10 protein-coding genes are annotated in these 14,721 nt (G+C 47.0%); 3 read left to right on the top strand and 7 right to left on the bottom strand.

Annotated features, from left to right (window positions below; genetic code table 11):
- Positions 1–23 precede the first annotated feature (23 nt).
- Complete coding sequence (locus tag LW808_003985; protein ID UPA28427.1) at positions 24–2,321, top strand: DNA translocase FtsK 4TM domain-containing protein; 2,298 nt, start codon at positions 24–26, stop codon at positions 2,319–2,321.
- A 1-nt stretch (position 2,322) separates the two neighbouring features.
- Here LW808_003985 and aspS read toward each other — a convergent pair whose 3' ends face one another.
- Positions 2,323–4,101, bottom strand: coding sequence for an aspartate--tRNA ligase (gene aspS / locus LW808_003980; protein UPA28426.1), 1,779 nt, complete (start codon positions 4,099–4,101; stop codon positions 2,323–2,325).
- A 58-nt stretch (positions 4,102–4,159) separates the two neighbouring features.
- A complete protein-coding gene (locus tag LW808_003975) occupies positions 4,160–5,974 on the bottom strand; it encodes an ATP-binding cassette domain-containing protein (protein ID UPA28425.1) in 1,815 nt (604 codons plus the stop codon).
- Positions 5,975–6,064: 90 nt separating this feature from the next.
- Between LW808_003975 and LW808_003970 the strand changes: the two genes are divergently transcribed.
- Positions 6,065–6,817 (top strand): Nif3-like dinuclear metal center hexameric protein, encoded by a 753-nt coding sequence (locus LW808_003970; GenBank protein ID UPA28424.1) that lies wholly within the window; start codon positions 6,065–6,067, stop codon positions 6,815–6,817.
- Positions 6,818–6,849: 32 nt separating this feature from the next.
- Here LW808_003970 and ppdK read toward each other — a convergent pair whose 3' ends face one another.
- Together ppdK and LW808_003960 are read right to left on the bottom strand one after the other, a co-directional pair.
- Complete coding sequence (gene ppdK, locus LW808_003965) at positions 6,850–9,540, bottom strand: pyruvate, phosphate dikinase (GenBank protein UPA28423.1); 2,691 nt, start codon at positions 9,538–9,540, stop codon at positions 6,850–6,852.
- Between the two features lie 31 nt (positions 9,541–9,571).
- A complete protein-coding gene (locus LW808_003960) occupies positions 9,572–11,011 on the bottom strand; it encodes a ComEC/Rec2 family competence protein (GenBank protein UPA28422.1) in 1,440 nt (479 codons plus the stop codon).
- Positions 11,012–11,251: 240 nt separating this feature from the next.
- Between LW808_003960 and LW808_003955 the strand changes: the two genes are divergently transcribed.
- Complete coding sequence (locus LW808_003955) at positions 11,252–12,919, top strand: 30S ribosomal protein S1 (GenBank protein UPA28421.1); 1,668 nt, start codon at positions 11,252–11,254, stop codon at positions 12,917–12,919.
- 88 nt (positions 12,920–13,007) lie between these two features.
- On the opposite strand, the gene LW808_003950 is transcribed toward LW808_003955, so the two are convergent.
- Genes LW808_003950 through LW808_003940 form a run of 3 tightly spaced genes read right to left on the bottom strand, consistent with a single transcriptional unit; the run spans position 13,008 to position 14,697 of the window.
- On the bottom strand, positions 13,008–13,373 hold the full coding sequence (locus LW808_003950) for a hypothetical protein (protein UPA28420.1): 366 nt from the start codon (positions 13,371–13,373) through the stop codon (positions 13,008–13,010).
- Positions 13,370–14,251 (bottom strand): 16S rRNA (cytosine(1402)-N(4))-methyltransferase RsmH, encoded by an 882-nt coding sequence (rsmH, locus tag LW808_003945; protein UPA28419.1) that lies wholly within the window; start codon positions 14,249–14,251, stop codon positions 13,370–13,372. The genes LW808_003950 and rsmH overlap by 4 nt, the downstream gene beginning before the upstream one ends.
- The gene (locus LW808_003940) at positions 14,248–14,697 is read right to left on the bottom strand and encodes a hypothetical protein (protein UPA28418.1); all 450 of its coding nucleotides are present in this window, start codon (positions 14,695–14,697) and stop codon (positions 14,248–14,250) included. Before LW808_003940 ends, rsmH begins: the two co-directional genes overlap by 4 nt.
- Between the last annotated feature and the right edge of the window lie 24 nt (positions 14,698–14,721).

The raw sequence follows: 14,721 nt of genomic DNA, 5'->3' as shown, positions 1-14,721 counted from the left end.
CAGCTAAACGATCCCCTGAAGCCGTGCAAGAAAAATTCGCCGATGCGCAAAAATTGTTGTACCTAGCGCGCATACTGGCTATCGTCGTCGCTATGTTTGCGGCATTATCGCTTCCGAAAAGAATATTTTTTGCGCTTATTTTTGCACTCGCCGCCACATTTATCACACTCGCGATCTTCGACTACACCCCGCAACAATCGCACTATATTACTACGCATTGCGATGCAAATGGCAATTTAGCGGGTACCCTCGGCTCATCGCTCGCGTTTTGGTCTCTGCGTTTCGTGGGATTATCGAGCTACCTATTGCCACTGATTCCTCTAGTTTTAGCAATTTCCTGCATCCGACCTACGCGATGTCCGACCTGGCACGTTTTTCTCGTAAGTGGCGTTGTTTTTCTATCCATGCTTCTATCCGCTTGGATACAGCATTATCGGCCACTTCCAATCTCGACGCTACGTCTCTCCGCGGGTTCCGGCGGAATTTTAGGAACCATCGTCGTTGAACGTTTTTGTCTCCCCGTTATAGGAAAAATTGGCACACTTCTGCTTCTCCTCGGGACCTTGATTTTCTTATTGGGTCTCTATTTTGCGCTATTATTCCAACATCCTCTTTTGCGCAAAATCGCTGAACTCCTGAAAAATTTGTGTTCCTTTGTAATCCGAAGTATCCGCGGGCTTCCGATCAACAAACTTTTGAAAAAACAAAAACGAACAGAGGAAGCGTCTTCTGAACTCCTTCCAACGCCCCTCCAGCCCATTAATGAGCCGGAAGAAATACCGTTAGTGCCAGAGGTCCCAGTAGCCATAGATGAGCCACTTATTCCAACCTCAGAAAAGAATTTTCCACAAAAAACAAATCTCCAGATTTTCGAAGAAAAGCCTATCGATAAAACAGGTGCACCGCTTAAAAAACGTGATACTAACTACTTTTTCCCACCAATTGATCTCTTGGAAGCTTCACCGAAAACGAGCAGTAGCACGGAAAATTGTGGCCAAATTATGCAGCGCCTCATCGAAGTGTTATCGCAATTTGGCATCGCGGTTAAGCCGGGAGAAATTCACCGTGGCCCTGTAATTACGCGCTATGAAGTTACGCCTGAAAGCGGAATCCGTGTCGAAAAAATTGTCAGCCTCGATAAAAATATCGCGATGGGGCTTGCGGCACGCTCCGTCCGCATCATGGCTCCGGTGCCCGGTAAAAACTGTGTCGGCATTGAATTGCCTAACCAAAATCCAGCAAGTGTTCATCTCCGCGAAATCCTCGAATCCAAAAGTTGGGCTGATATCCAAGCCGCAATTCCGATGGTCCTTGGACGCGGTGTAACCGGCGAACCGATGATCTACGACTTAGCTAAAATGCCGCACCTACTCATTGCAGGTGCCACTGGTGCAGGAAAAACCGTCTGTATTAATGCCATTATCGCATCACTGCTCTACCATGCCTCCCCCGAGGATCTACGGTTTATCATGGTTGACCCCAAAATCGTCGAAATGCAAAATTACAACCAGTTGCCCCACATGTTAGTTCCCGTCGTAACGGATCCGAAAAAGGTCCCAAGTGCCCTCAAATGGCTGATCGCGGAAATGGAGTGGCGCTATCAGATTTTCGCCAAAGTAGGTGTACGTAATATCGCGAACTATCGTGAAAAGTTCCCAAAACTACCGCCAACCAACCCCGACGGTTCTGAAAACAAGAAATTGCCCTATATTGTTTGCATCATCGATGAGCTCGCAGACCTCATGATGGTTGCCCTTGGGGATATTGAAACGTATATCGCACGCCTCGCCCAACTCGCGCGAGCCGCGGGAATTCACCTCATTCTCGCGACACAACGTCCTTCCGTCAATGTTATTACCGGAATCATTAAGGCCAATCTTCCAAGCCGGATCGCTTTTAAAGTGTCCTCGAAAGTCGATAGTCGGACTATTCTCGATACAGGCGGTGCTGAGACACTGCTCGGCCAAGGGGATATGTTATTTTCCCCACCAGGGGCATCGGGATTACTGCGCGCACAAGGAGCATTGGTCTCGGACGCAGAAATTAATGGGATCGTCGACTTTCTCTACCAGAAAAATGGTGGACCAAAGTTTGAGACTTCCGTTCAAGAACAAATCGAAAACGACGGTGTTGGCAGCGACAACGACTGGGACGACGAAATGATCCCTAAAGCCTTAGAGATTATCCGCAGCAATGATCGAGCCTCTACTTCTTTCCTGCAACGTAAACTGAAAATCGGTTACAATCGCGCCGCCCGGATTATGGATACACTTCGGGAGCAGGGCCTTGTAGGCTCCGATCCCGAACAAGATTCTTTCTAAATTACTTTTGCGGAACAACTGTTGTGATATGAACTTCGCGTAATTGTTTTTCGGAAGCATAAGACGGACTCTTGGCCATCAAATCTTGTCCCTTTTGTGTTTTTGGAAATGCGATTACATCGCGAATTGAGTCCGCACCACAAAGAATCGCAGCTAATCGATCGAGCCCGATTGCAATACCTCCATGCGGTGGCGCACCAAATTTAAAGGCCTGCAACATATACCCAAAGCGATCCTGAATCGTCTTTTCATCGAGCTTCAAAAGATCGCGCATTACAAAAGACTGCATATCGGATTGATGAATCCGGATACTGCCCCCACCAATTTCAAATCCATTGAGAACAATGTCATAGTGCTGGGCTTTCACATGTTGTGGATCTGTTTTTAGCTTTGCAATATCCTCTTCAACGGGTGCCGTAAACGGATGGTGTGTCGCTACAAAGCGTCCCTGTTCGTCATCAAAAGTAATTAACGGGAAATCGATAATCCATAAAAAGTTAAACTGGTTTTTTGATATTGTTAGGTGACCGCGCTGCACTAAGAGCTTTGAAACTTCGAGACGAATACGCCCTAAAATGGTACATGCATGGCTCCAATCCGTTGCTGCGAAAAAGATGAGATCGCCTTCTTCGATGTTTAACTGCTCTTGTAAGGCCTTTTGTTCCGCCTCGGAAAGAAATTTTAAAATCGGTGATTTCCAAGCCCCTTGCTCGCACTTGATATAGGCAAGACCCTTTGCACCCAACATTTTAGCGGTATCTTCTAATTGCTTGAGTTCCCCTTGGGTGATGTCCGCTAACTTTTTGGCGTTTAAGGCCTTGATAACGCCTTTCCCATCAAGACAACTCCTAAACACCTTGAACTCGGATTCTCTAAAAACATCCGACACATCTACGAGCTCCAAACCAAAGCGTGTATCCGGTTTATCGGAACCATAACGATCCATAGCCTCTTGAAACGGCATCCGCAAAAATGGTGTTTTTAGCTCCATACCCCGAGTCGCTTGGAAGACTTCTTTGAGCATCCCTTCAATCAGAGCATAAATATCTTCACGCTCAATAAAGGACATTTCGATATCGATCTGCGTAAATTCCTGTTGGCGATCCATCCGAAGGTCTTCATCGCGGAAACAACGCGCAATCGAATAATACCGCTCGATCCCCGCAACCATCAGCATCTGTTTATATTGCTGCGGCGATTGGCTTAAGGCATAAAAACTACCCGGGTTTTGCCGACTCGGAACGAGAAACTCACGTGCACCTTCCGGTGTGGTCTTAAAGAGATAGGGTAACTCAACCTCTACAAAATCTTGACGATCAAGATACCCCCGGACCGTTCGTGCAATATTATGGCGTAAACGTAGGGCCCGTAAATTTTTCCGCCGACGAAGATCCAGATAACGATAGGTCAATCGTAGGTCCTCGTTGACCTTATCCGCATTGGCATCATCGAGCGGAAACGGTAGCGTCTCTGCGATATTGTGAATCGTTAGATGCTCGGCAATTACTTCAATGTCACCTGTCATAATGTGGCTATTAACGGTATCGCCGGGACGCGCACGAACGATCCCCGTCACCTCAATCACCGATTCGTCTTTGAGCGATGCGAGCTCCGTAAATGACTTGGGATCAAAAACAATCTGCGTAATGCCTTCGCGATCGCGTAGGTCGACAAAAACTAGCCCACCATGGTCGCGTATAGAGGCAATCCAACCGATGAGCTGAACATTCTGTCCCTCGTTCTTTTTCGATAATTCGTTACAGTGATGTGTCCGCTTCACCGCTCGGAGCGAAGTAAAAGCACTCAAACATTCAAGCTAAATTCTTTTACAACAGTATCTACGCTTCTGATTGTTCGGAAAGCTCAATCCAGCTCGCCTCTAGTTGCTCAATATGCTGTGAAAGCTTCGTAAGTTCTTGAAATGTTGCTTCGGAATACTGTTCATTCAAACGCTGTTCCAGTTCTATTTTTTGCTGCTGCTTTTCAAGTAATTGCTGTTCAAGTGTTACGAGCTGTTTTTCTAGATTTTGGCGTTGTTTATTATTTTGTCCGGAGGTGTTTTTGGATTTTGCACTACCCTTAGTCTGGCGTTTTTCATTCAAAACATCCTGAACATAGTGTTCAAGATCACCGTCGTACGGCACACACTTCTGGTCTTTGACGAGCCATAGCTGTTCACAAACTGACTCTACGATAAAAAAGTCATGTGAGACTAGAACAACAGCGCCTTCATACGCATTCAAGGCATCGACGAGCGCCTCTTTAGCTTCGATATCGAGATGGTTTGTGGGTTCATCGAGAATTAAGACATGAGGGCCATGACGTGTGGTAATCGCCAGTAACAGACGTGTCTTTTCGCCTCCGGAAAGGTTTCGAATGAGGGTATCTGCCTTTTGTTGTGTGAGTCCAAAGCGTGCTAGTTGGCTACGAACAGCGGTTTCATTCATCCCGATACAAAAAGAGGACAAAAATTCATAGGGCGTTTTATCGATATCGAGCTGATCCGTAAGCTGTTGTGAAAAATAAGCACGATTGAGCTTTTTCGAAACCGTCATCGTCCCCTCGAGTAACGGCAGACGATCCGCAAGTACCTTGACGAGCGTCGACTTCCCATTCCCATTGGCTCCCAAAAGCGCAATACGGTCCCCCATATCAATTTTCAGATTGAGGTTTTTCAAAACGACGCGCTCACCATACCCTGCAGAACCATTTTTAATGCGAATTAATTCCCGATCGACAGCCACGGTTGGATTAGGAAAGGAAAACTTGACGCTATAGTCGCGGTCGAGGCGTGGCAGTTGCTCCATCTTCTCGAGCATTTTGAGCCGACTTTGCGCCTGTTTGGCTTTCGTCGCTTTGTAGCGAAACCGATCGACAAATGATTGGAGGTGTTGGCGTGCCGCAGTTTGTTTTTCGATGCGCCGTTCCAATGCGGCCTGCTGATTCGCCCGCGTAACAACAAAAGTGTCGTAATTGCCGCTATAAAGTGTTCCCGAAGGAAGATGCAGAATTTTATCGCACAATGTATTGAGGAACATCCGATCATGGCTAACAATCAGGATCGTTTTATCGGGCTTGATTTTCTTTAAATAACTACGGAGCCACAGGGTCGTTTCAAAATCCAGATGGTTTGTCGGTTCATCCAAGAGCAAAATATCGGATGGCGCAAAAAGCGTCGCCGCAATAGCCGCTCGGATTTGCCACCCACCAGAAAATGCACTTAGCGGATTTCCTAAAACATCATTCGAAAAGCCCAAACCCGATAAAATAGTCGCCGCTCGGACTTCCGCATTATAGCCGTCAATCCCCTCGATGGCCTCAAAAATTTCTGCCAACCGCGTTCCATCATGCTCAATTTCTGCGCGTTGACGTAGCTGCATCAATGCAACATCTGCCTCTAAAACGAAATCCAACAGTTTTGTTGAAAAATTACGAATCTCTTGACGAATCGTAACAATCTTTGCGTCACTCGACTTTAAAATTTCTCCCTTCTCTGCGGAAATATCGCCTAAAATCAGCCGAAATAAGGTACTTTTCCCACAGCCATTGACACCGACAACGCCGATCGTCTGACAAGTCGGTAAACAAAACGACACGTCATCTAACAAGATACGCCCTCCAATCGCGTAGGTTAAATGTCGCACGTCAATCACAATCTTTTGGGAGCATGCGCCTTCTTAAGTAGATTTCAAGCCGTAAAATGGGATTGTCACGGTGACGAAAATTCTTTAGAAAAATGTTCCATGGAACAACTTCAGACGATTGTTGACTACTGCAATCAACGCCTACAGATCGCGACAATTCAGGACTACGATGGAGCCGTCAATGGGCTACAATTTCAAAACAGCGGTACCGTAACGCGCATCGCATCAGCTGTTGACGCTTCTCTCGAAAGCATTCAGCAAGCGGTTACTATAGGTGCCAATTTACTCTTTGTACATCATGGTCTATTCTGGGGATCACATGCACCAATTATCGATACGATTTATCAGAAATATTGTCTTTTAATCGAGCACGATATCGCGGTTTATTCCTGCCATCTTCCCTTAGATGCGCACCCCGAGATTGGCAATAACGCGCAGCTCGCTAAGCTGCTACAACTCCACAATACACAGCCAGCTTTTCCTTTTATCGAGACAAACGTCGGCGTAATCGGAGAACGTGCAATGGAACGTACAGCATTCAAAGCACAACTTGCGCAGCATTTTCCACATGTTGTTCCGATGGAATTCGGTCCCGAAAGAATTTGCAAAGTGGGAATTTCTTCCGGCGGCAGTGGAAATATGATTTTAAAAGCACACGACTACGGCATCGACACGATGATCATCGGCGAGTGTAGCCAGTACCACTACAATATAGCCCGTGAACGAGGGCTCAATGTCTACCTCTGTGGCCACTATGCGACTGAAACATTTGGAGTTGATGTTCTCGGGAAAGAAATCGCGGAGAAATTTCACCTTCCCTATTCCTTTCTCCCTTCGGAATGCCCGTTATAATAAAAAAGCCCTCTTTGAGGGCCTTTTAACAACTATTCGAGTGCGGCTTGTGCGGCAGCGATTTTCGCGACGGGGACGCGATTGGGGGCACAGCTCACATAAGTGAGGCCGAGCCTGTGACAGAACTTAATAGAATCTGGTTCTCCACCGTGTTCACCACAGATTCCAAGCTTGATATCAGGACGTGTTTTGTGTGCATTTTGGACTGCAATCTGCATGAGCTGTCCAACTCCTTCGACATCAATCGATGCAAACGGATTCCGTCGGATCACCTCATCGCGGATATACTCGGGTAAAAAGGTCCCGGAATCATCGCGACTCATTCCAAGTGTCGTTTGCGTCAAATCATTGGTTCCGAAGCTGAAGAACTGTGCTGTTTCCGCTAATTGATCCGCAATGAGAGCTGCACGCGGCAACTCGAGCATCGTACCGACTTTGTAATGAATATCGGCTTTTTGTTCCATCATCACCTTCTGCGCAGCTTCATGAATGAGTGCCGCCTGGTGTTTTAATTCTCCCACAAAGCCAATCAATGGAATCATTACCTCAACTTCGACAGGAATCCCTTCGGATTGTACCTGCGCTACCGCTTCAAAAATCGCCGAAGCCTGCATCGTTGTGATCTCCGGATACGTGATTCCGAGACGACAGCCACGATGTCCCAGCATCGGGTTCTGCTCGTGGAGAGACTGCACGCGCTGTTGAATTGCCTCGGCCGGAATATGGATTTTTTTCGACAGTGCTTCAATTGCATCCGCGGTGTTTGGTAAAAACTCGTGGAGCGGCGGATCCAGCAAGCGGATCGTCACCGGTAGGCCCTTCATTTCGCGGAAAATGGCTTCAAAATCTCCGCGTTGTAGCGGTTTAAGATGTGCCAAAGCCGCAATGCGATCCTCAACCGTCGTCGCCAAAATCATCTGACGGACAAAATCAATGCGATCACTCTCAAAGAACATATGTTCCGTACGGCAAAGCCCAATACCTTCTGCTCCAAGTAATAATGCCTGATGCGCCTGTTTTGGAGAATCAGAATTTGTCCGGATGCCTAGCTTGCGGAAGTGATCGGCCCAACCCATTATCGTCGAAAATAAACGATAGACATCGCTATCTTTAGCTTCGATTTCACCAGCAAGTACACGGTTTACTTCGGAAGGAACGGTGGCGATTTCCCCTAAAAAAACCTCTCCGGTTGTTCCATCGATGGAAATGTAATCGCTCTCTTTAATCGTCGTATCTGCGACCTGGACCGTTTTAGAGGTGTAATCAATATGGAGGCTTCCCGCGCCACAGACACAAACTTTCCCCATTTGACGTGCGACAAGTGCGGCGTGGGAACTTACCCCACCACGACTGGTTAAAATGCCTTCAGAGGCTAACATACCGCGGATATCTTCCGGAGATGTCTCAATACGGCAGAGCACTACTTTTTCGCCTCGCGCATGCGCCGATTCAGCTGCTTTTGCTGAAAAAACAACTTTCCCACAGGCCGCTCCCGGTCCTGCGGCTAGCCCGACGGCTAATTTCTTCAAGTCCTTCTTACGGGACTCATCAAAGACGGGGACAAGTAATGACGAAATTGAATCCGCCGGAATGCGCTTAATGGCTTCTTCTTGGGTAATGCGTTTTTCCTCAACCATTTCAGCCGCAATACGCACAGCAGCTAGGCCTGTCCGCTTGCCATTACGGGTTTGCAACATATAGAGCTTCTCCTGCTCAATCGTAAACTCAAAGTCTTGCATATCACAGAAGTGGTCTTCTAAAATCCGACATACTTCGACGAGTTGCCGATAAGCATCAGGCATATCTTGCTCGAGTGCTTTAATGGGTTGTGGCGTCCGAATACCGGCAACAACATCTTCACCTTGGGCATTAATGAGGTATTCTCCGTAGAACTCGTGCTTACCGTTGGCTGGATTGCGCGTAAAGGCGACGCCTGTTGCGCAATTATTCCCCATATTACCGAAGACCATCGATTGGACGTTTACCGCCGTCCCCCATTCGGAGGGAATGTTGTATTTTTGGCGATAAATCACTGCACGTTCGTTGTTCCAGGATTTAAAGACCGCGCCAATCGCACCCTCGAGCTGCGCGTATACATCTTGGGGAAATTCACGCCCTACGGATTTTTTAATGAGTTCCTTGTAGCGTCCAATGAGCTTTTGGAGTGCTTCGGCGGAAAGATCGACATCATTCGCGGCACCTTCTTCTTTTTTCAGTTGATTGAGGAGAACGTCAAAGGGCTCTTCTTCGTGCTCGTCCTTTGCTTGGACCCCCATTACAACATCGCCATACATCTGGATGAACCGGCGATAACAGTCGTAGGCAAAACGTGGATTACCGGTTTTTTCCGCAAATCCCTGTACACTCTGATCATTGAGCCCGAGGTTTAAAATGGTATCCATCATGCCCGGCATCGATTCCCGTGCACCAGAGCGTACGGAAAAAAGTAAAGGGTTATGCAGGTCGCCAAAACGCTTATTCTGTTGCTGTTCAACCTTCTGTATCGCCGCTTTAACGAGGTCCATGAGCCCATCCGGTAAACGTTCGCCATTTGCTTTAAACGCACTACATACTTCCGTCGTAATCGTAAAGCCCGGGGGAACTGGTAAACCTATCCGCGCCATCTCCGCTAAGTTTGCGCCTTTACCGCCGAGGAGGTCGCGCATTTTCGCATTTCCATCGGTTTTTGCGCCAAACTCGTAGATCTTACTGTGATCAGACATGTCTAGGATAGAGCATTTTACCGGAATTGCGTCAACGTTTTTCGGCATGAACTCGACTCCATTGGCGAAACTGTGCATACCAGGAAATCCAAAAACCGATGACGAGAAAACACAAAAACATTAAAAGTCCTAAAAATTTCGGTTTCGTAGCCCATTCGATATGCCAGGGCATCCATTGTTCAACGATATTTAAAAACAGCTCTAAAATTTTCGTCAGACATCGGGCAATACCGAAGCAGATATCCGAGAGTCTATTTTCTCCACATAAACTCCCCAACAAAAATAAAAAACCACTCGCAACTGCCGGCATCGCTAGTTGAACTACCAACGGGTTAATAAAAATACCTACCAGACTGAACATACTGAAATACTCAAACGTCAATGGAGCGCTCGCTAGCGTTGCAGCTATAGAAACCGATAAGAGGGATAGAATTTTCTTCTTTCGTCGGCATAATACCTCGCTACATAAGAGGATCATCGCCACCACTCCGTAAGAGAGCTGAAAACCAATATCAAACAACGTCATGGGGTTGTGGATCAGCGCCAATAAGGCCGAACATAATAGCGACGACATACCCGAACTTTTCCGATCCAAAATCGGCGCCATCCAAAAACAGACAAGCATCATCCAGGCACGAACAGCAGACGGGGGAAATCCAATGGCCCCGATATAGAAAAATAAAATGCAGGCAATCAACGAACGTCGCCCGGTCTTTTTTAAGAAACAGCACTTACACAAAAATTCCAGTGCCAGCGCAATCATTCCAATGTGTAGACCGCTGACGGCGAGAAGGTGCGCGACACCGGTATTATGAAACTGTTCCTTTTGAAATGCCGTGAGTTCCTTCTTCTCACTCAACAGCATCCCGTAAAGAATGCCATCCGATGAATCGACGCCTAGGCGTTGAGACGCAGCCCCAAGCGAAGCATGGAATGTCGTTCGGATTCGATCGAAAAAATCTGCAATCCATGAGGCGGGCTGTTCAACCGTTAGTACTTCTCCGCGGTAGGCATAGAGGTTGATATTTTTCTGTACGAGATATTGGAAAAAATGCTCATCAGCACTGGGCTTTGTTTTGTCAGATTTCAGAATCCGAATATCGGAACGTAATTTGAGAACTTGTGACGGAACATAGTGCTCTGAACCATTGAGATAAAAATAAACACGATGCCCAACGAGTTTATGGACATTTTTCGCTTCTATGATACGCCCGTAACCGTAGGCTTTTCCGCGCCCGGGCTTTTGATCGATTTTCTCAATTTCTACCGCATAACACACACGCCATAGCTGTTGGCGATCCATATCGAGCGGCGGTTCCATACGCCAAGCCGTGTAAAGCATTGTTCCTAAGAAAATACCGACATGAAGCAGAATTTTTTGGAATCGTAAAAAGCAGAAAAGCAAAAGCGTTAAAAAACCTCCGAGGTACCAGACGTTGAAATATCGGCTACAAATAATCCCAAATACCACCTCGATAAAAATCGGAAGTAGTGGAATCCAAAAAAGAAAGATTTTCGGACGTGATTCAATAATGCCGCCCTTCTAGAGCCGGTTTTTTTAAGAATCAAGTTCTAAAAACAATCCCATTAAAAAATTTTCACATATAAGTCTTGCTTCTTCATGGAAATCTACTTCGCTGCCCTCTAGGTTTCGCGCCACGGTGGCGTTCGATCCCTATTAACCCTTAACCTCCCAAGCGGAGTTCAATTCATGTCAAATATTATGGAACAACTGCTGGAGGCAAAGCCTATTAAGGAACTGCTTCCAGGGACCGTCATTCCTGCGGTCATTACAAAAATTGGTGCTGATGCCGTTACAGTCGATATCGGTACGAAAACAGAAGGTAAAATCCCTGTTATCGAGTTTAACGATATTAATGAGTTTTCTGTCGGCCAAACCATCGGCGTTTTTTTAGAAAAACTCGAAGATCGCGAAGGTAATCCCGTCGTCTCGTTCGATAAAGCCGAACAAAAGAAAAACTGGGCACGTATTGTTGAAGAGTGCCCCGAAGGAACCGTTATTCGCGGTAAGGTGAAAGCCAAAACAAAGGGTGGCCTCATTGTGAATATCGGCGTCGATGCCTTCCTACCCGGTTCGCAAATCGATACCCAGGCGCCTAAAAATCTCGATCAATACATCGGCCAGACCTACGACTTCAAGATCGTCAAAATTAATCTCGATCGGAAAAATATTGTCGTATCGCGCCGCGAGCTCATTGAGGAAGAACGCAAAGAGAAGCGCCAAAAAGCCCTTTCCAATATTCAAGTCGGCAAAACATGTCGCGGTGTTGTTAAAAACATCACAGATTACGGAGTCTTTGTTGACCTCGATGGACTCGACGGACTCTTACATATCACCGATATGTCTTGGGGCCGGATTTCACATCCAAGTGAGCTGGTTAGCCCAGGCGAAGAAATCGAAGTCATGGTGCTCGAGATCGATCCCGACAAAGAACGGGTCGCGCTTGGTATGAAACAGACCCAAAATAACCCCTGGGATAATATCGAGCATCGCTATCCGATGGGCAGCCAGGTTACCGGTAAGGTCGTCAACCTTGTTCCCTACGGTGCATTTGTCGAACTCGAACCCGGCGTTGAAGGTCTCATCCATGTCGCGGAAATGTCCTGGACGAAGCGAATCAATAAGCCGAGCGAAATCCTCAAAGTCGGCGATGAAGTTAAAGCAGTCGTTATTGGTATTGAAAAATCAAACCAAAAGATCGCCCTCGGGATCAAACAACTCGAAGAAAATCCGTGGGAGATGGTTAAACACAACTATCCAGTTGGCGCCCATGTTCGTGGAACAGTTCGCAATCTTACCAACTACGGTGCATTCGTCGAACTCGAGGACGGCATTGACGGTATGATCCATGTTTCCGATATCAGCTGGACGAAAAAGATTAACCACCCGAGCGAGGTCCTCAAAAAGGGCGATGTCGTTGATGCAATGGTAATCGATATCGATCCGTCGCAGCAGCGGATTGCTTTGGGTCTCAAACAACTCACCGGCGACCCGTGGGAGAATATCGAATCCCTCTTCCAAATCGGCAGTCTTGTAACGGGTACGGTCAACAAAATCACCTCTTACGGTGCCTTTATTGAACTACCCAACGGTATCGACGGTATGGTCCACATCAGCCAAATTGCCGAAGGCCGTATTGAGAAAATTAAAGATGTTCTCAATGTCGGAAGTGAAGTTACGGCCCGGGTCGTGAAGATTGACCGCAACGAGCGCCGAATCGGGTTATCAATTAAAGCTGCTAACTACGATGCCAGTGCATTAGAAGCGGAAATTCGCGCTTACGATAAGCTCAAAAGCGATCAGGAGATGACCAACCTCGGTGATATTTTCGATAAGATTGAGATCGAGCACTCCTAACAAAAAATCCGATACGCAATGGATAATTCAAACAGAGGCCTCATTGAGACCTCTGCTTTTATCTATGACGCTAAACAGCGAAAAAATATTACGGCCGATCCTTGCGGTAGTTCCAAGCCAAGGCATTACGCATCAAGTACGCCTTCTTGTACTGATCCCAATCGCGGACTTTTAAAACATTACCCTTAAAATCGCATTGAACGATTCCATCCGCGGGGAACGTTACCGGCGATCGCATCTGAGCGATATACGCAGCGAGTGCTGTGCTTCGGTTGCGCAAAGCCTTACACTGACCCTCAATTTTTTGAATATGTCGCACCGAACAGAGTGTTAATTCTCGAAGGTACAATATTCCGAGAATAGAGGTTAGAACAAATACCGCGCAACACCCGCTCCAAAGCGCTACGGAAGATTGCGGCAAGGATAATCGATGAATCGAAAAAGCTAGTTTCATTGAAATTTCTCCAAAATACGTAGTTTTGCGGAACGGCTCCGCGGGTTCATTTGTACCTCCTCAGACAAAGGAAGCATCGGCTTTAGCGTTAATGATTTTGCGCGTGAAGATGCCTCCATTTGCCGCCAGAACTGCTTTACAATGCGATCCTCTAAGGAGTGAAAACTCAATACGACGAGGCGCCCACCCGGTTGAAGCCGTTCAAACGCTTTCGGTAGCGCTTGTCGAATTTCCTCGAGTTCGTGATTTACCGCAATACGGATCCCCTGAAATGTTTTTGTCGCCGGATGAATTTTCCCTGAACGCGGACAATGTTGCGCAATGAGATCCGCAAAAGTATCGGCAAATTCTAAAACCTCACTTCCGCGGTTCTTGAGGATCAAATCGACGATGCGGCGCCCCTGTACTTCTTCACCAAAATCACAAATCGCCTCTATTAACTGTTCACGCGACGCGGTTTTAAGAAATTCTTGGGCACTCATTCCCTGCTTCGGATTCATTCGCATATCAAGTGGCGTATGGTAGCGGAATGAAAACCCGCGTTCGGCGTCATCAAGCTGGATTGATGAAATGCCAAAGTCGAACAAAACTCCTGAGAACACCTTGACACCTAGACGATCAAGTGTCGAAAACGGCATGCACTCAAAAAAGAAATTCTCAGGAAACGCTCTTTTCAACTCCTCTGCTCTCTCCCATGCATCAGGATCGCGATCGATGCCATAAAGCTGGATGTTTGGAAACTCTTCGAGAAAATGTCGACTGTGTCCCCCTGCTCCAAAGGTGCAGTCTAAATACGTTCCCGCCGGATTGTTTATCAACACCTGCGTGACCTCGTAAAGCATAACGGGGTAGTGCTGTAATTTGGTTGCCGTCGTCATAAACCTAAGCCTTTCAGCACCCCGGTCACGTCATCGAGCGATTCATTAGCAATGTATTCCTTAAAACGCTCCGGCGACCAAATGTTAAAAACAGCACCACCACCAACAAAAACCGCTTCCGTCGCGATTTGTGCAAACCGCAAAAGACGTTCTTCTAATTTGACACGCCCCTTGCTGTCACACGAAAAAATATCGGCCTTTGAAAATAACTTTGCGAGCGCCATCTGCCCCGCGGTATCACCAAGACTTACCTGTGCGACCTTTTCTTCAAGCCGCGTGACCATTTTTGGGGGATAAACCGTCAGACAACCGAGAGGATTCGGTAGCGCCAAAAAGGCCGCCTCACCATCTTCCGGTCGCCACTTTGAGGGCATCGCAACACGCATCTTTTCGTCCATTTGACGCGTATACTCACCCACATAAAAACTGTTAATCCACGAATCCACAGGGCTTCCACTAGCTACTCTTGA

It is taken from the genome of Verrucomicrobiota bacterium (genome assembly GCA_021294815.2).
Classification (GTDB): Bacteria; Verrucomicrobiota; Verrucomicrobiia; order Opitutales; family LL51; genus LL51.
Note: the sequence above shows the minus strand (reverse complement) of the source record. Positions and strands in the feature narration are given on the sequence as shown.